The 16,802-nt window shown below is 72.5% G+C and carries 12 protein-coding genes; 3 read left to right on the forward strand and 9 right to left on the reverse strand.

Annotated elements, in window-relative coordinates:
• Positions 1-67: 67 nt before the first annotated feature.
• Complete coding sequence (locus ACIGO8_RS17695; protein ID WP_399730841.1) at positions 68-1,456, forward strand: FAD-binding oxidoreductase; 1,389 nt, start codon at positions 68-70, stop codon at positions 1,454-1,456.
• Here ACIGO8_RS17695 and ACIGO8_RS17700 read toward each other — a convergent pair.
• The gene (locus ACIGO8_RS17700) at positions 1,453-2,352 is read right to left on the reverse strand and encodes a MerR family transcriptional regulator (protein WP_399730844.1); all 900 of its coding nucleotides are present in this window, start codon (positions 2,350-2,352) and stop codon (positions 1,453-1,455) included. The two genes, ACIGO8_RS17695 and ACIGO8_RS17700, sit on opposite strands and share 4 nt — an antisense overlap.
• 34 nt (positions 2,353-2,386) lie before the next feature.
• Positions 2,387-4,417 carry a WD40 repeat domain-containing serine/threonine protein kinase gene (locus tag ACIGO8_RS17705; protein WP_399730847.1) on the reverse strand — a complete coding sequence of 677 codons (2,031 nt, stop codon included), beginning with the start codon at positions 4,415-4,417 and terminating at the stop codon, positions 2,387-2,389.
• 129 nt (positions 4,418-4,546) lie between these two features.
• On the opposite strand from ACIGO8_RS17705, the gene ACIGO8_RS17710 reads away from it, so the two are divergent.
• A complete protein-coding gene (locus ACIGO8_RS17710; protein WP_399730850.1) occupies positions 4,547-4,765 on the forward strand; it encodes a type II toxin-antitoxin system VapB family antitoxin in 219 nt (72 codons plus the stop codon).
• Positions 4,762-5,166, forward strand: a complete 405-nt coding sequence (locus ACIGO8_RS17715; protein WP_399730853.1) for a PIN domain-containing protein — start codon at positions 4,762-4,764, stop codon at positions 5,164-5,166. Before ACIGO8_RS17710 ends, ACIGO8_RS17715 begins: the two co-directional genes overlap by 4 nt.
• A gap of 3 nt (positions 5,167-5,169) precedes the next feature.
• On the opposite strand, the gene ACIGO8_RS17720 is transcribed toward ACIGO8_RS17715, so the two are convergent.
• The 7 genes from ACIGO8_RS17720 to metH form a co-directional block, all read right to left on the reverse strand.
• On the reverse strand, positions 5,170-5,796 hold the full coding sequence (locus tag ACIGO8_RS17720) for a LysE/ArgO family amino acid transporter (protein WP_399730856.1): 627 nt from the start codon (positions 5,794-5,796) through the stop codon (positions 5,170-5,172).
• Positions 5,793-6,074, reverse strand: coding sequence for a DUF2087 domain-containing protein (locus ACIGO8_RS17725; protein WP_399730859.1), 282 nt, complete (start codon positions 6,072-6,074; stop codon positions 5,793-5,795). The genes ACIGO8_RS17720 and ACIGO8_RS17725 overlap by 4 nt, the downstream gene beginning before the upstream one ends.
• Before the next feature lie 86 nt (positions 6,075-6,160).
• Positions 6,161-9,892: an amino acid adenylation domain-containing protein gene (locus tag ACIGO8_RS17730; protein WP_399730861.1), complete on the reverse strand. Its 3,732-nt coding sequence runs from the start codon at positions 9,890-9,892 to the stop codon at positions 6,161-6,163.
• 493 nt (positions 9,893-10,385) lie between these two features.
• Positions 10,386-11,066, reverse strand: coding sequence for a maleylpyruvate isomerase family mycothiol-dependent enzyme (locus ACIGO8_RS17735; RefSeq protein ID WP_399730863.1), 681 nt, complete (start codon positions 11,064-11,066; stop codon positions 10,386-10,388).
• Positions 11,066-12,460, reverse strand: a complete 1,395-nt coding sequence (ahcY, locus tag ACIGO8_RS17740) for an adenosylhomocysteinase (protein WP_399730866.1) — start codon at positions 12,458-12,460, stop codon at positions 11,066-11,068. The genes ACIGO8_RS17735 and ahcY overlap by 1 nt, the downstream gene beginning before the upstream one ends.
• Positions 12,453-13,313: a methylenetetrahydrofolate reductase [NAD(P)H] gene (metF, locus tag ACIGO8_RS17745; RefSeq protein ID WP_399730868.1), complete on the reverse strand. Its 861-nt coding sequence runs from the start codon at positions 13,311-13,313 to the stop codon at positions 12,453-12,455. Before metF ends, ahcY begins: the two co-directional genes overlap by 8 nt.
• On the reverse strand, positions 13,310-16,780 hold the full coding sequence (gene metH, locus ACIGO8_RS17750; protein WP_399730871.1) for a methionine synthase: 3,471 nt from the start codon (positions 16,778-16,780) through the stop codon (positions 13,310-13,312). The genes metF and metH overlap by 4 nt, the downstream gene beginning before the upstream one ends.
• Between the last annotated feature and the right edge of the window lie 22 nt (positions 16,781-16,802).

Consider the following 16,802-nt stretch of genomic DNA (forward strand, 5'->3'; position numbering starts at 1 on the left):
GGCGGCGGGCGCAGACTGAAGAGGTAGCGCGGCCGTCAGTCAGTCAGGGGTGCCCTGGAGGATGGTCATGGGCGGCACGGCGGTGGAGACCCTGCGCGAGGCGCTACGAGGCCGGGTGATCGGCCCCGAGGACGCGGACTACGACGAGGCGCGGTCGATCTACAACGCGATGATCGACCGGAGGCCCGCCGCGATCGCGCGGTGCGCGGACACGACGGACGTACGGGCGGCGCTCGGCTACGCCCGGGAGAGCGGCATGGACCTGGCGGTGCGCGGCGGCGGCCACAGCGGCGGCGGCCTGTGCATGATCGACGGCGCGCTGGTGGTGGACCTGTCGGACCTGCGGTGGGTACGGGTGGATCCCGCGTCCCGCACCGCCCAGGTGGGCGGCGGCAGCCAGCTCGGCGACCTCGACCACGAGGCGTACGGCTTCGGGCTCGCGACTCCGGCCGGGATCATGTCGACGACCGGCGTCGGCGGGCTGACGCTGGGCGGCGGGCACGGGCATCTGACCCGCGCCTACGGGCTGACGATCGACAGTCTGCTCGCGGCGGACGTGGTCCTCGCGGACGGCTCGGTCGTGACGGCGTCGGCGGACGAACACCCGGAGCTGTTCTGGGCGTTGCGCGGCGGCGGCGGCAATTTCGGAGTGGTGACCTCCTTCACCTTCGCGCTGCACCCGGTCAGCACGGTCGGGCTCGCCGTCACCCTGTGGGAGCCCGAGCACATCGGCGAGGTCCTGCGCTGGTACCGGGAGTTCCTGCCCGCGGCGGACCACGACCTCAACGGCTTCTTCGCCACGCTGGTGGTGGCGCCCGAGGCGCCGTTCCCGGAGGAGCTGCACCACCGGAAGATGTGCGGCGTGGTGTGGTGCCACACGGGCGCGACGGACGAGGAGAGCCTCGCGAAGGCGTTCGTGCCGGTCGCCGACCCGGCGCCGCCCGCCTTCCACTTCGCGACGCCCGTCCCGTACCCGGCCCTGCAGTCGATGTTCGACGGGCTGATCCCGAAGGGACTCCAGTGGTACTGGCGCGGGGACTTCTTCGACCGGATCACGGACGACGCCATCGACGTGCACGGCACCTTCCTGGACAACATCCCGACCGAGCTGTCGACGATGCACCTCTACCCGGTCGACGGCGCGGCCCACGCCCCGGGCCCCATGGACACGGCCTGGGCCTACCGGGACGCTGTGTGGTCCGGCGTCATCGGCGGCATCAGCCCCGAGCCGTCCGAGGCGGGCGCGATCCGCGACTGGGCGGTGGGCTACTGGGACGCCCTGCACCCGCACTCGATGGGCGGCGCGTACGTCAACTTCATCGGCGCGGACGAGGGCGCCGAACGCGTCCGGGCCACCTACCGCGGGCACTACGACCGGCTGGCCGAGGTGAAGCGCACGTACGACCCGGACAACGTCTTCCACCACAACCAGAACATCACCCCGGCGAACGGCTAGGGAGAGCCGGGGAGGTCCCGAAGGGTGCCCTCGGCCGGGTCCTCGAAGGGCCAGGCGATCTCCATGCGGTTGTCGGGGTGGTCCGGCGTGCCCGTCCAGCGGAGGTAGGTCAGCCGGACCGGGCCGGCGAAGGCGAAGCCGTGCCGGGTGACCCACTCGGCGACCGCGTCGTAGGCGGTGAGGATCTCCGGGAAGCGGGCGGACTCCCCCGCGACCTCCGTGCGGGCCAGGCCGCCCGCCGGGAGATCGCGCACGTACGTGCCCTCCGGAAGGTCGTCGCCGGGCTGGGCCCCGTCGGCCCAGAACGGCAGGCAGGCCTCCACCTGCGTCGCGTTCTCCTCGTCGCACACGCCGTGGAAGCGGACGAAGGCCGGGCCGGTGAAGGCGAGCGGGCCGGCGCCCGCGAGCTCGTACAGCTCCTGGAAGGCGGTACGGAGGAAGGCTTCGAGGCCGGTGCCGTCCACGGTCGCGGCGCGGACCAGGACGCGTTCGGCCTCGCCCTCGCGGATGGTGATCGGATGCTTCACATCTGCTCCTTCGCCGAGCCGGGTCAACAGGCTGTGGACGACGGAACGCTGGACCTCGAGGCGTCGCTCGGCGGCCCTCAGGCGAGCGTGCAGCGCGGGCCCCAGCTCCGACTCCGCCGTGACCAGGCGGCGTACTTCCTCGACCGGGATGTCGAGCTGCCGCAGGGCCCGGATCAGCTGCGCCGTGCGGACCTGGTCGCGCCGGAACCAGCGGTAGCCGCTGACCGGGTCGACATGGGCCGGGACGAGCACACCGGCGGCGTCGTAGTGCCGCAGGGCCGTGATCGTCAGACCGCTGGCCTGCGCGAACTGCCCGATCGGCAGCAGGCTCTTCCTGTCCGTCGTTTCCGTCGTTTCCGTCGTTTCCACGGAAGGAACTGTGGTGTCTCGGGTGACCCGAGAGTCAAGCGCCGGCCGGCGGGACCGGAGTGAGGAGCGTGGTGCCGTCGTCGCTCGCGGAGGCGACGAGGCTGCCGTCGGGGCTGAAGGCGACGGCGTTGACGCCTTCGTCCTGGCGGGCGAAGGAGAAGCTCTTCGGGTTGAGGGTCTCCGGGTCCCACAGCAGGGTCTTCCCGTCGGCCAGAGCGCCCGCCACGGTCTTTCCGTCCGGGCTGAAGGACACGTCGTACGGGGCGGCGCTCACGTCGTCGTCGAAGGGCTCGCGGGTCCGGGTGGCCAGGTCCCACAGGTCGAGGGTGCGGGGCGTGGCGGCGGCCAGCTTCCTGCCGTCGGGCGAGAAGGAGAGCCCGCCCAGGCGGTTGCCGGCAGCGGGATCCGGCTTGAGCAGCGTGACGGGCGTGCTGCCGGGCGCGAGCGCGGTGACGGCGAGCCCGACGTCGTACGAGCCGATGGCCAGGGTCCTGCCGTCGGGAGCGAACTCGAGCGCGCTGACCCCCACGTCGCGTATCCCCGGCAGGATCGTGGTCAGCTCGCCCTTGCGGGCGTTCCACAGGCAGACCTCGGTCGCGCCCCAGCCGCCGGCGGCGAGGACGCCGTCGCGGCTGAAGGCGACACAGCTGATGTTCGCGGGGCCCGGGTTGCGCAGCTCGTTCACCTTCTCGTGGGTGGCGACGGACCACAGGCGGCTGACCCGCTCGTACTGGGCCGTGGCGAGGAGACCGCCGTCGGGGCTGAAGGCGAGGTCGAGCACGGCGCCGCTGCCGGCGGGCAGGGCGGCGACGAGCTCGCCGGTGGCGGTGTCCCACAACCGGGCCTTGCCGTCGCGACCGCCGGTGGCGAGGAGTCTCCCGTCGGGGCTGAAGGCCACGGCGGTGACCTGGACGCCCTCGGTCGTGAGGGTGAGGGTCTTCCTGGTGTCGTCGCCTCCCGCGCGGGAGAGGTAGAGCGGGGTGCCGATCGCGGCGGCGACGCCGAGCGCCCCGGCGGCGCCCCAGCCGAGCACGGCCCGCCGGCTCGGACCCCTGCGGACGGGCGGGGCGGGTGACGCGTGCGGCGCGGGTGGCGCCGGAGGCACTGGAGGCGAGGCTGCCGCGTGCGGCGCGGGTGGCGCCGGAGGCGCGGGCCGGCGGGGCTGGGTGGTGAGGGCCGCGAAGAGCCGCCGGCCGGCGGGTCCCGGTTCCGTCTTCTCCTCCCGTACGGTCAAGGTCCGCGGCTCGGGTGCCTTCAGCGTCCTCATCCGCTCCGCCGCCTCCCGCGCGTCCGGGCGCAGCGCCGGTTCCTTGGCGAGGAGCGCGGGCAGGACGTCCGCGAGCGGGCCCGCGGCGGCCGGCGGCGGCGGGTCCTGGGTGAGGACGGCGGCGATGACCGCGGTCAGCGTCGGGCCGTCGAAGGGCGGGCGGCCCTCGACCGCCGCGTACAGCGTCGCGCCCAGCGCCCACACGTCGGCCGGTGCCTCGACCGCGCGGCCCTCCAGCTGCTCCGGCGGCATGAACTGCGGCGTGCCGATGACGGTGTGGGTGCCGGTCAGCCGCTGGGTGGTGTCGAGGAGGCGGGCGATGCCGAAGTCGGTGACGACGGGGCGGCCGTCGGCGGTGAGCAGCACGTTGTCGGGCTTCAGGTCGCGGTGCACGACGCCGGCGGCGTGCGCGTGCGCGAGCGCGTCGGCGAGCCGCGCGCCGAGCTCCGCGGCACGGCGCCAGGCCAGTGGGCCCTCGCGGGCGACGAGCCCGCCGAGGGAGGGCCCGCCGACGAACTCCATGACGATCCAGGGCGCGCCGTCCTGCTCGACCACGTCGTGCACCGTCACGATCCCGGGATGCCGCAGCCGGGCCGCGGCCTCGGCCTCGCGGCGGGTGCGAGCGGTCAACTCGGCGTGCAGCTCGGGCGGTACGGCCTGCGCGAGGAACTCCTTGACGGCGACCTCCCGCTTGAGGACCTCGTCCCGCGCCCGCCACACCCGTCCCATCCCGCCGCGCCCGACGGCCTCCACCAGCCGGTAACGCCCGCCGACCAGCCGCCCGACAGCCCCCGCCATCACGATCCCCCTCGTCCGGTGGGCGGCAGGATACCGACGGTATCCAGGCCACGCGTCAGGCTTTCAGCGCTCCGACCCGCCCTTGATATACTCGGACGCGTCGGATATATACCCCTGGAGGGCGGCGCCATGTCCAAGACACTGGTCGACATCGACGACGAGATGCTCGCCTTCGCCCAGCGCCAGCTCGGTACCAAGACCAAGCGCGACACGATCAACCGGGCGTTGACCATAGCGGCGGCGGTCACCGCGGAGGATCGCGCGCGGGCTCTCCAGTGGCTCCAGGACAACGCCGAGGACTTCCTCGACTTCGGCTTCCTGGAGGAGCAGGAGCGCTCCGGCCGATGAACTACCTCGCCGACACCTCGGCGGTCTGGCGCCTGCTGCGCCGGCAGGTCGGTGCGCCCTGGCCGGATCGCGTGGCGCGAGGCCAGGTCTCCCTCTGCCCGCCGGTGGAAGCCGAACTGATGGCAGGACTGCGCTCCGACCGCGACTACGAGCCGTTCTTCACCATGCTGAGCCGGACGTTCGGCTGGGTGCCCGCGCTGGACGACCCGTGGCCGGAGATCATCGCCGTACAACGCGATCTGGCCAGGATCGGCCACCACCGCGGGCCGTCACCCGTCGACATCCTGATCGCCCTGACGGCACGGCAGCACCGGTTGGTGCTCATCCACGTGGACGACGACTTCGGCGCCGTCGCCAAGGTCCGCCCGGACATCGCCATGCAGCGGCTCGACACCGTCTGACGCCTACCGCACCAGACGCACCGCGAACACCGCGATCAGCGCGCACGAGACCAGGGCCGTCGCCAGGCGGCCCCGGGGGCCCGTCAGGGCGCGGCCGAGGAGGCTGCCGCCGGTGGCGAGGAGGAGCTGCCAGGAGGCGGAGGCGAGCAGGGCGGCCAGGACGAAGGCGACGCGCTCGGCCGTGGTGGCCGGGGCGCCGGGGCCCGTCGCGAGGACGAGGGCGGCGAAGTAGAGCACCGTCATCGGATTGAGGATCGTGATGCCCAGGAACGCCACGTACGCGCGGCCCGGGCCCAGGGCCGCCGTGCCGTCGTCGCGCGAGGCGAGCGAGCCGGCACGGTAGGCGCGGACGGCGAGGACGGCGCCCCGCACGGCGAGGACCGCCAGGACGACGGCCGAGACGAGGCGCAGCGGCCCCGTCACCGGGGCGAGCAGCGGCACGAGCGCCGAGCCGCCCGCGACCGCGACCAGGGCGTAGAGCCCGTCCGCCGTGGCGACACCGAGCGCCGCGCCCGCACCCGTACGCCATCCGGTGCGCGCGGTGACCGCCACCAGATAGGCGCCGACCGCGCCGACCGGGATCGCGATGCCGTAGCCGGCCATCAGGCCGGCCACCGCCGCGCCGATCACGCGACGGCGGGGATCGCGCCTCCGTGGGAGCCGGGCTGTCGCTGGTAGGCGGCGCCGTCCTTGGTACGGGCGAGCTGCCCGCCGATCACCAGATAGCGGCGCAGCGCCGGGAAGTCCTCGTGCACGGTCTTCAGGGCCTCGTTGACCTCGCGCTCGGAGTACACGCGGGCGGGCTCGAAGAGGGTGGCGGCGAGGTGGTCGAGCAGCGCGGCCCGGCGGGCCGCCCTGCGCGGGATCGCCTTGAGCCGCCCGTCGGCGGCGAAGAGGTCTGCGGTCATGCGGTGCAGCGTGACCCGCCGGGCGGCCCCGCCGCAAGGAAATAACGCGGGCCCGGCCACCCGGCGCGGGACGCTCCGCGCGCGGCCTACCTGCCCAGCCGGTAGCGGATCTTCTTCACCAGTTCCTTCAGGTCCGGCGCCCGCAGCAGGCTGTAGTGGTCGGCGTCCAGCTCCACGACCGTCGGCGGCCGGGCCGACCAGCCGGCCGTGGACTCCAGGAAGGAGTAGTCGTCGCCGCGCGCCTTGAAGACCGTGACCGGGCAGGCCACCGCGCGCTCGGTCAGCTCCCGGAAGGTGTAGGTGAAGTCGAAGGTCTTCTCGACGATCGCGACGATCCGCGCGACCAGATCCGGTTCGAGCGCCGGGAAGCGCTCCGTCACGTAGGCCGCGAACGACTCCGCGTCCTTCGCCGGGACGTCGGCGAGCGCGCCCGCGAAGACCGACCACAGGATCTGCGTGAAGGCCGGGTTGTCGTAGCCGGCGCCGCCCGCCGCCGACCGGGCACGCACCTTCGGCGAGCCCGGGGCGATCAGGAACAGGTGCTCCACCTGCTCGCCCGCCGCCTCCAGCAGATGCGCGGACTCGAAGGCGACGCGGGCGCCGAAGGAGTAGCCCCACAGGGTGTACGGGCCGGCGGGCTGGCGCCCGCGGATGGCGGCCACGTCGGCCGCGGCCATCTCGCGGATGGTGTCGTACGGCGTCTCGCCGCGGTTGATGCCGTACGCCTGCACGCCGTAGAACGGCCGGTCGATGCCGGCCTCCTCCGCCAGGAAGCGCAGGTTCATGGTGTAGCCGCCGAGGCCCGGCCAGCAGTAGACGGGCGACTGCGCGCCGCCGGCGTGCAGCCGGACCAGACGGGAGGCGGGCGCCGCCGCGGCGCCGTCCAGGCGGTGCGCGAGCTTCTCGATGCTCGGGCACTCGAAGAGGACCTGTAGCGGCAGCGTGGCCTCGCCGCCGAACTCACGGTTGATCCGGCCGATCAGCGCCACCGCGATGAGCGAGTTGCCGCCCGACTCGAAGAAGTCGTCCCGCACGGAGACCGCCTCGACCTCCTCGTACTTCAGCGCCGCCGCCCAGATCTCCGCGAGCCGCGCCTCGGTGCGGGTGCGCGGCGGGACGTGCGGGCGGCCGTGCAGGCCGGCGTTGACGACGGCCAGCTCGCCGAGCGCCCGGGTGTCGACCTTGCCGTTCGCCGACAGCGGCAGCCGGTCCAGGACCACCACCCGGTTCGGGATCATGTAGTCCGGCAGATACCGGACGAGGTCGTCGCGGATCATCTCCGCGGGCCCCTTCATGTGGACCGTGTCCTCGTACATGCCCTCGCTGAGCCGCTGTTCCTCGCTGACCCGGCCGCCGACGAAGAAGTACGAGGGCCCGGTGGGCCGTCCGGCCGCGCCCAGGACCTCGTCCATGCGGCGGGCGGCCGGCAGCGGATGGCCGCTCGCCGAGCTGTAGCCGGACGACATGAAGCCGAGGCCGTGGTCGCCGAGCTGGAGCCGCTGCAGGGCGCGGCCGAGGTCGATGTACGCGCGCCAGGTCTCGGCGGTGCGGCTGATCACCGTGATCCCGAACGAGGCCCGCTCGTACACCGCCTGGTTGATCGCGATGACGTGCTTCTTCTCCACGAGGGTGTGGGAGACCTGGATCAACGTGCCGTCCTCGTACGCGTACTGACCGGCCGGCAGGTCCGCGACCCGGCCCGGGTGCGCCTGCACGTACAGGTCCACCTCCGGGTCCGCGGCCGACTCCTCGTCGTACGGGACGAGTTCGAAGACACCGAGCTCCGCGGCCTCGTCGCCGGCCCGCACCGGCCGGATGCCCAGGCCGAGCCCCGGCAGGACCTCCTCGAACAGGCCGACCATGTGACCGGCCTCGATCTCCAGGACCTCGCGGATGTTGTTCCGGTAGACCGGCTCGATCGCCTCCCGCTTGCCGCGGAAGCGGAAGCGGACGCACGGCTCCCCGCCCTCCGCGCCGCCCGGCTCCATCAGATGCAGCTGGTGGTGGACCGGGTGGTAGTAGTACGTGCCGGGCTCCAGGCCCGCGACGCCGCGCACCTCCACGTACAGCTGCGTCGCGTACAGCGCGCCCGGCGAGGCGTAACCGTACTTCGGCAGCAGCCGCTCCTCGCTCGGGAACCGGCCGAACCAGCGCAGGATCCCGCCCAGGTCGGCGGCGGTCAGGCTGCCGACCGCGCGCGAGCCGATGCCCTCGGGGCGGCGGGCGAGCGCGGCGAGCACATCGGCGCGGGTGACCGGGCCGCCGTCGTAGAAGCGGTAGGTCTTGCGGGCGAAGACGGTCCGGCGCATCCGCCCGTCCGGCGTGCGGCCGGGCAGCTCGACCACCCGGCGGCCGGCGAGCGCGGCGGCGTCGAGCGTGCCCGCGTCGGAGAGCTGCGCCTTCACCTGGAGCTTGGACTCCTTGGACTGGTGGTGGGCGCCGTGGTTGCCCTGGTCCATCAGGGCGGCTTCCTTCGGCGACAGCTCGACGCAGGCGACGAGGTTCTGGAAGCCGGTGCGCGGCTCGTTCTTGACGATGACGGCGGCGTTCTTGACCCAGTCGTGGTTCTCGACGGCGAGCGCGATCTCGTCCAGCTCGACACGGAAGCCGCGCAGCTTGATCTGGTTGTCGGCGCGGCCCGCGAACTGCACGGTGCCGTCGGCGTTCAGCGTGGCGAGGTCGCCGGTGCGGTAGAGCCGCTCGCCGGACTCGGTGACGACGAAACGTTCCGCCGTGAGCTCGGGCCGATCCAGGTACCCCCGCGCCACCTGGACCCCACCGATGCACAGCTCGCCGTCGCGTATGTGGAAGGCCGTCTCGTACGCCGGTCTTCCGATCGGTATCGCGGCCGGCGCGCCGGCGGCGGCGACCGCGGCCCGGTCGACGGTGTGCGACGAGGCGTTGATGGTGCACTCGGTGGGGCCGTACAGATTGACGAGGTCGGCGTCCGGCAGCTCGCCCAGCACCTGCACGGCCAGCCGCCGGGACAGGACCTCGCCACCGGAGAAGACCCGGCACAGGCTGGTGCAGGAGCCGAGGCGCTCCGTGTCCACCAGGGCCTGCAGGAGCGTCGGCACACACTGCAGCATCGTCGCGCCGTGCCGCCGCACCGTGTCGATCAGACCCTCCGGGTCCCGGTACACACCGGGCGGCCCCATCGCGACGCGCGCGCCGACGGCCGGGGCGAGGATCTCCCACTGGGCCGCGTCGAACGACATCGGCGTCTTCTGCACGACCGTCTGGCCCGGACCGAGACCGTGCTCGGAGGCCATCCACCGCATCTGCGCCACGATCGAACGGTGCTCGACCATGACGCCCTTGGGCCTGCCGGTCGAACCGGACGTGTAGATGACGTACGCGAGCTGGTGCGGGTCCAGTCCGCGGGTGCGGGCGCCTGGGCCGGGTGCGCTCGGCGCGTCCTGGAGGGTGACGACGGTGGTGCCGGGCGGGGCGAGTTCGGTGACCCGGGCGCGGAAGTGCTCCTGGGTGACGACGACGCGGGCGCCGCTGTCCTCGAGCATGTAGCGCAGCCGCTCCTCCGGATACTCCGGCGACAAGGGCACGTACGCCCCGCCGGACAGCACGACGCCCCAGGTGCCGGTCATCAGCTCCGGCGACGGCTCGACATGCACGCCGACGCGGTCGTCGGCACCGACGCCGAGGGCGCGGAGGTGCGCGGCGAGACGGGATGCGCGGTCGTACAGCGCGCGGAAGGTGAGGGTGGTGTCGCCGTCGACGTCGCCGTCGGCGAACACGACGGCGGGGTGGTGGGGGCGGGCGTCGGCCTGGGCGCGGAGCAGTTGGTCGAGCGTGGGCATGGGCTTCCCTTCGATCTGCGGGCCCCGCGGGTGCGGCGGGCCGTACGGCGGCGGGCGGGCGCCTGTTGCGCGGGGCGCGGCTGGACCGCCGTCCGCCCGTTGTGGACACCCACCCCACCCGCGCGGTTCCCCGGCCCGGCGCCCGTCGCCCCCTCGTTGTGGGCCGCGCCCGCCGGTGCGGTGCCCTTCGCCGCCCACCGCGTTGTGGGCCTGCGCCCCGCCGTTGTGGGCATTCGTTCCGCTGGGGCGGAACGGGTGGGCACAACGGACGGCGCCCTTTGCCGGGCCTAGGCTCCCGCGCCTGGACCCGCACCCGGAGTGCGACGCACTGGTGGTGCGGGTTCAGGCGCAGGTGCGGAACGCGCCCGCAAGGGCGCCGTCCCGTGTGCCCACCCGTCCCGCCCCAGCGGGACGAATGCCCACACGGGGGGTGGATCGGGGGCGCCGCGCAAGCGGGCGCGGGCCGCACGGGCGCACGGGCGCGAGGCGGGGGTCAGCGGTAGATGAGGAGTTCTTGTTCGGTGGCGCCGGTGAGTTCGTAGCGGGTCCGCACCAACGGCCGCCCCGCATAGATCCGGATCAACGTCGCCGCCTCCCCCCGAAACCGCGCCGGCGGCCTCCCGTCGACCGGGTTGCCGAGGGCGACCTCGGCGCCGCGGTCGGCGAGGACGCCCACGAGGCGCGGGGTCTCGCGCTTGCGGCTGGTGACGGAGAGCAGCGGCAGGGCCAGGTCGAGCGCGGCGCCGCAGTAGGCGCCGGGCTCGCCGAGGGCCTCGCGTACGTCACCGGCGTGCACCCATTCGCCGAGGGCGACCGCGTCGAGCCGGCCGTCCTCCCGCTCCGCGATGACCGGTCCGGCCTCGGTGAGGCCGCGCTCCAGTTCGTCGAGGATCCGGCCGAGCGGCCAGTCCTCGCGTTCGGCGACGTCGCAGGCGTTGGCCTCGGGCAGGAAGACGCCTTCCTCCAGCCGGTCCTCCACGATCCGGACGAGCGCCGCGCCGCAGTGGGCGAGGACCTGCCGGACCGTCCAGCCGGGACAGGCCGTACGCAGCTCGTACGCCTCTTCCGGGGTGCGCCGCAGCAGCGGCATCAGCAGGTCCCGTTCGGTCGTCAGGAGCCGGTCCGGCAGCCACGGGTCGCGCATGTCGTCGGTCGGGACGGTGTCGGTACACATCAGTAGCGGTAGTGGTCCGGCTTGTACGGGCCCTCGACCGGCACGCCGATGTACGCGGCCTGCTCCTCGCGCAGGGTGGTGAGCTTGACGCCCAGCGCGTCGAGGTGGAGGCGGGCGACCTTCTCGTCCAGGTGCTTGGGCAGGGTGTGGACGCCCACCGGATACTCCCCGGTCTTCGTGAACAGCTCGATCTGGGCGAGCGTCTGGTCGGCGAAGGAGTTCGACATCACGAAGGACGGGTGTCCGGTCGCGTTGCCGAGGTTGAGCAGGCGGCCCTCGGAGAGGACGATGACGACCTTGCCGTCGGGGAAGGTCCAGGTGTGGACCTGCGGCTTGACCTCGTCCTTCACGATCCCGGGAATCCGCGCGAGACCCGCCATGTCGATCTCGTTGTCGAAGTGGCCGATGTTGCCGACGATCGCCTGGTGCTTCATGCGGGCGATGTCGGACGCCATGATGATGTCCTTGTTGCCGGTCGTCGTGATGAAGATGTCGGCCGTCTCGACCACGTCGTCCAGGGTCACCACCTGGTAGCCGTCCATGGCGGCCTGGAGCGCGCAGATCGGGTCGATCTCGGTGACGACGACCCGCGCGCCCTGCCCGCGCAGCGACTCCGCCGAGCCCTTGCCGACGTCGCCGTAACCGCAGACGACGGCGGTCTTGCCGCCGATCAGGACGTCCGTCGCCCGGTTGATGCCGTCGATGAGCGAGTGCCGGCAGCCGTACTTGTTGTCGAACTTCGACTTCGTCACGGCGTCGTTCACGTTGATCGCCGGGAAGAGGAGGGAGCCCTCGCGGTGCATCTCGTAGAGACGGTGGACACCGGTCGTGGTCTCCTCCGTCACACCGCGGACGCCGGCCGCGATCGCCGCCCAGTCGAGCGCGCTCGTCTCCAGCAGCCTTCGCACGACGGCGAGTTCCTCGTTCGTCGCCTCCGGCAGTTCGCCGGTCTTCTGGTACTCCACGCCCAGGTGGACCAGCATCGTCGCGTCGCCGCCGTCGTCGAGGATCATGTTGGGGCCGTCGGCGCCGGGCCAGGTCAGGGCCTGCTCGGTGCACCACCAGTACTCCTCCAGCGTCTCGCCCTTCCAGGCGAAGACGGGGATGCCGGCGGCGGCGATCGCGGCGGCCGCGTGGTCCTGCGTCGAGTAGATGTTGCAGGAGACCCAGCGGACCTCGGCGCCGAGGGCGACGAGCGTCTCGATGAGGACGGCGGTCTGCACGGTCATGTGCAGCGAGCCGGTGATCCGGGCGCCGGCCAGCGGCTGGGCGGCGGCGTACTCACGGCGGATCGCCATCAGGCCCGGCATCTCGTGCTCGGCGAGCGTGATCTCCTTGCGGCCGAACTCCGCGAGACCGATGTCGGCGACCTTGTGGTCGGTGAAGTCAGACATGAACAACGCTCCTCGTGCTACTGATCGTTCGGTGGATTTCCAGGGCCGCCGTGGACTTGTTGAGCGTGATGTAGTGCAGGCCGGGCGCGCCTTCGGCGAGCAGGCGCAGGCCCATGGCCGTCGCGTGCTCGACGCCGATCCGGTAGGCGGCGGCCGGGTCGTCCTTGGCCGCCTCCAGGCGGTGGGCCAGGTCCTCGGGGAAGGCCGCGTCCGACAGCTCGGCGAAGCGGCGGATCTGCCGTACGTCGGTGGCGGGCATGATCTCCGGGATGATCGGGGTGTCGCAGCCGGCGGCCGCGACCCGGTCGCGCAGCCGCAGGTAGTCCTCCGGATCGAAGAACATCTGCGTGATCGCGTAGTCCGCGCCGGCCCGGCACTTGGCGACGAAGTGCGCGAGGTCGCTCGCCGCGTCCGGCGACCTCGGGTGGCCCTCGGGGAAGGCGGCCACACCGATCCGGAAGTCGCCCAGCGAGCGCACCAGCTCGACGAGTTCGTACGCGTACGTGAAGCCGCGCGGGTGCGGTGACCAGGCGCCGCGCGGATCGCCCGGCGGGTCACCGCGCAGGACGAGGACGTCCCGTACGCCGGCGTCCGCGTAGGCGCCGATGATCGCCCGCAGCTCGGCGACCGAGTGGCCGACGGCGGTCAGGTGCGCGACCGGCCGCAGCGTCGTCTCCGTCACGATCCGCTTGGTCACGTCGACGGTCCGGTCGCGGGAGGAGCCGCCGGCGCCGTACGTGACGGAGACGAAGTCCGGCTTCAGCGCCTCCACCCGCCGGATGGCGTCCCAGAGCGCCTGCTCGCCCTTGTCGGTCTTCGGCGGGAAGAACTCGAAGGAGTAGGTGGCGGTCACGGGCGTCTGCCTCCGGCGTTGAAGTAGGTCGCCTCGGGGTGGTGGACGACGAAGGCGTCGGTGGACTGCTCGGGATGCAGCTGGTACTCCTCCGAGAGCTGGACGCCGATGCGTTCCGGCCGCAGGAGTTCGGCGATCTTGGCGCGGTCCTCCAGGTCGGGGCAGGCCGGGTAGCCGAGCGAGTAGCGGCAGCCCTGGTACTCGGTGCGCAGCATGCCTTCCAGGCCGGCCGGGTCGGCGGCGGCGATGCCCCATGCGGCGCGGACGCGGGTGTGCCAGTACTCGGCCAGCGCTTCCGCCAACTGCACGGACAGGCCGTGCAGTTCGAGATAGTCGCGGTAGGAGTCGGCGGCGAAGAGCCGGGCCGTCTCCTGGCCGATCTTGGATCCGACGGTGACGATCTGCAGGGCGACGACGTCGATCTCGCCGGAGTCCTCGGGGCGGAAGTAGTCGGCCAGGCAGAGGCGGCGGCCCCGCTGCTGGCGGGGGAAGGAGAACCGGGTCCGCTCGCCTCCGTCCTCGTCCAGGACGATCAGGTCGTCGCCCTTGGACACACACGGGAAGTAGCCATACACGACGGCGGCTTCCAGCAGCTGGTCGGTCTGGAGCCGGTCCAGCCAGCCCCGCAGCCGCGGCCGGCCCTCCGACTCGATGGTCTCCTTGTCCTTCAGGCCCCACTGGCCCTTGAACAGCGCCGTCTCGTCCAGCCAGGACGCGTACTCGGCCAGCTGAACGCCCTTGACCACCTTCGTCCCGAGAAACGGCGGCTCGGGTACGGCGTTGTCGACGGCCACGTCGGAACGGCCGGCCGGCTCCGGCTCCCGCACCTCCACGACCGCCTCCGCCTGCCGCCGGGGCACCCGCCGCTGCTTGAGCTCGGGCAGGGCCGCGCCCGGCACGCCCCGCTTGACGGCCATGAGGGCGTCCATCAGACGCAGGCCCTCGAAGGCGTCGCGGGCGTAACGGACCTCGCCCTGGTAGAGCTCGTGGAGGTCCTGCTCGACGTAGGCCCGGGTGAGGGCGGCGCCGCCGAGGATCACCGGGAACCGCTCCGCCAGGCCGCGGCCGTTCAGCTCCTCCAGGTTCTCCTTCATGATCACGGTCGACTTCACCAGGAGACCGGACATGCCGATCACGTCGGCGGCGTGCTCCTCGGCGGCTTCCAGGATCGCCGACACCGGCTGCTTGATGCCGATGTTCACCACGTTGTAGCCGTTGTTGGACAGGATGATGTCGACCAGGTTCTTGCCGATGTCATGCACGTCGCCGCGGACGGTGGCGAGGACGATCGTCCCCTTGCCCTCCGCGTCCGACTTCTCCATGTGTGGCTCCAGATGGGCCACCGCGGTCTTCATGACCTCGGCGGACTGGAGCACGAACGGCAACTGCATCCGGCCGGAGCCGAACAGCTCACCGACCACCTTCATGCCGTCGAGCAGCGTGTTGTTGACGATGTCGAGAGCGGGGGTGGTCGTGAGCGCCTCGTCGAGGTCCGCCTCCAGACCGTTCTTCTCGCCGTCGACGATCCGTCGCTTGAGCCGCTCCTCCAGCGGTAGCGCCAGCAGCTCCTCCGCCTTCCCCGCCTTCAGGGACTTCGCCGTCGCGCCCTCGAAGAGTTCGAGCAGCCGCTGCAACGGGTCGTAGCCGTCCCGCCGGCGGTCGTAGATCAGGTCGAGCGCGACCTCGACCTGCTCCGGCTCCAGCCGGGCGATCGGCAGGATCTTCGACGCGTGCACGATCGCCGAGTCCAGCCCGGCCTTCACGCACTCGTCCAGGAACACCGAGTTCAGCACGATCCGCGCCGCCGGATTGAGGCCGAAGGAGATGTTGGACAGGCCCAACGTCGTCTGCACGTCCGGATGGCGGCGCTTCAGCTCGCGGATCGCCTCGATCGTGGCGACGCCGTCCTTCCGCGACTCCTCCTGACCGGTGCAGATGGTGAACGTGAGGGTGTCGATCAGGATGTCGGACTCCCTGATGCCCCAGTTCCCCGTCAGGTCGGCGATCAGCCGCTCGGCGATCTCGACCTTCTTCTCCGCCGTCCGCGCCTGCCCCTCCTCGTCGATGGTCAGCGCCATCAGCGCCGCGCCGTGCTCCCGCGCCAGCGCCGTGACCTGCGCGAACCGCGACTCGGGTCCGTCGCCGTCCTCGTAGTTGACCGAGTTGAGGACCGCCCGGCCGCCCAGCTTCTCCAGGCCCGCCCGCAGGACGTCCACCTCGGTGGAGTCCAGCACGATCGGCAGCGTCGACGCGGTCGCGAAGCGGCCGGCGAGTTCCGCCATGTCGGCGGCGCCGTCCCGGCCCACGTAGTCCACGCACAGGTCGAGCAGGTGCGCGCCCTCGCGGATCTGCTCGCGGGCCATCTCCACGCAGTCGTCCCAGCGGCCCTCCAGCATCGCCTCCCGGAACTTCCTCGAACCGTTGGCGTTCGTCCGCTCGCCGATCGCGAGATAGGAGCTGTCCTGCCGGAACGGCACATGGCTGTAGAGCGACGAGGCGCCCGGCTCGACGGCCGGTGTCCGCGCGGGCACGGCCGCGCCCCGCACCCGCTCGACGATCTGCCGCAGGTGTTCCGGAGTCGTACCGCAGCAGCCGCCGACCAGCGCGGGGCCGTAGTCGCGGACGAACGCCTCCTGGGCGTCGGCGAGCTCGGCCGGCGACAGCGGGTAGTGCGCGCCGTCGGAGGTGAGCACCGGCAGGCCCGCGTTGGGCATGACGGAGATCGGGACACGGGCGTGCCGGGAGAGGTGGCGCAGGTGCTCGGCCATCTCGGCCGGGCCGGTGGCACAGTTCAGGCCGATCATGTCGATGCCGAGCGGCTCGAGCGCGGTCAGCGCGGCACCGATCTCGGAGCCGAGCAGCATCGTGCCGGTCGTCTCGACCGTGACCTGCACGATCAGCGGCAGGTCGAGCCCGCACCAGTCGAGCGCCCGGCGGGCGCCGATGACGGCCGCCTTCGTCTGGAGCAGGTCCTGCGAGGTCTCGATCAGCAGGGCGTCGGCGCCGCCGCGTACCAGGCCCTCGGCGTTCTGCTGGTAGGCGTCGCGCAGCGGCTCGTACGTGACGTGGCCGAGGGTCGGCAGCTTGGTGCCGGGGCCCATGGAGCCGAGCACCCAGCGGGGCCGGCCGTCGGCGGCCGTGTGGGCGTCGGCGGTGGTGCGGGCGATCCGGGCGCCGGCCTCGGACAGCTCGTAGACGCGGTCCTCGATGCCGTACTCGGCGAGCGCGGCCAGATTGGCGCCGAAGGTGTTGGTCTCGACGCAGTCGACGCCGGCCGCGAAGTAGGCGTCGTGGACGGAGGCGACGATGTCGGGCCGGGTGAGGTTGAGGATCTCGTTGCAGCCCTCCAGGCCCGTGAAGTCGTCCAGGGTCGGATCGGCGGCCTGGAGCATGGTGCCCATGGCGCCGTCGGCGACCACGACCCGGGTGGCGAACTCCTCTCTCAGGGAGCGCCGCGCAGTGCTCATGACAGTCCCCTCATGACAGCTC

Source organism: Streptomyces sp. NPDC053493, assembly GCF_044544825.1.
Taxonomy (GTDB): domain Bacteria; phylum Actinomycetota; class Actinomycetes; order Streptomycetales; family Streptomycetaceae; genus Streptomyces.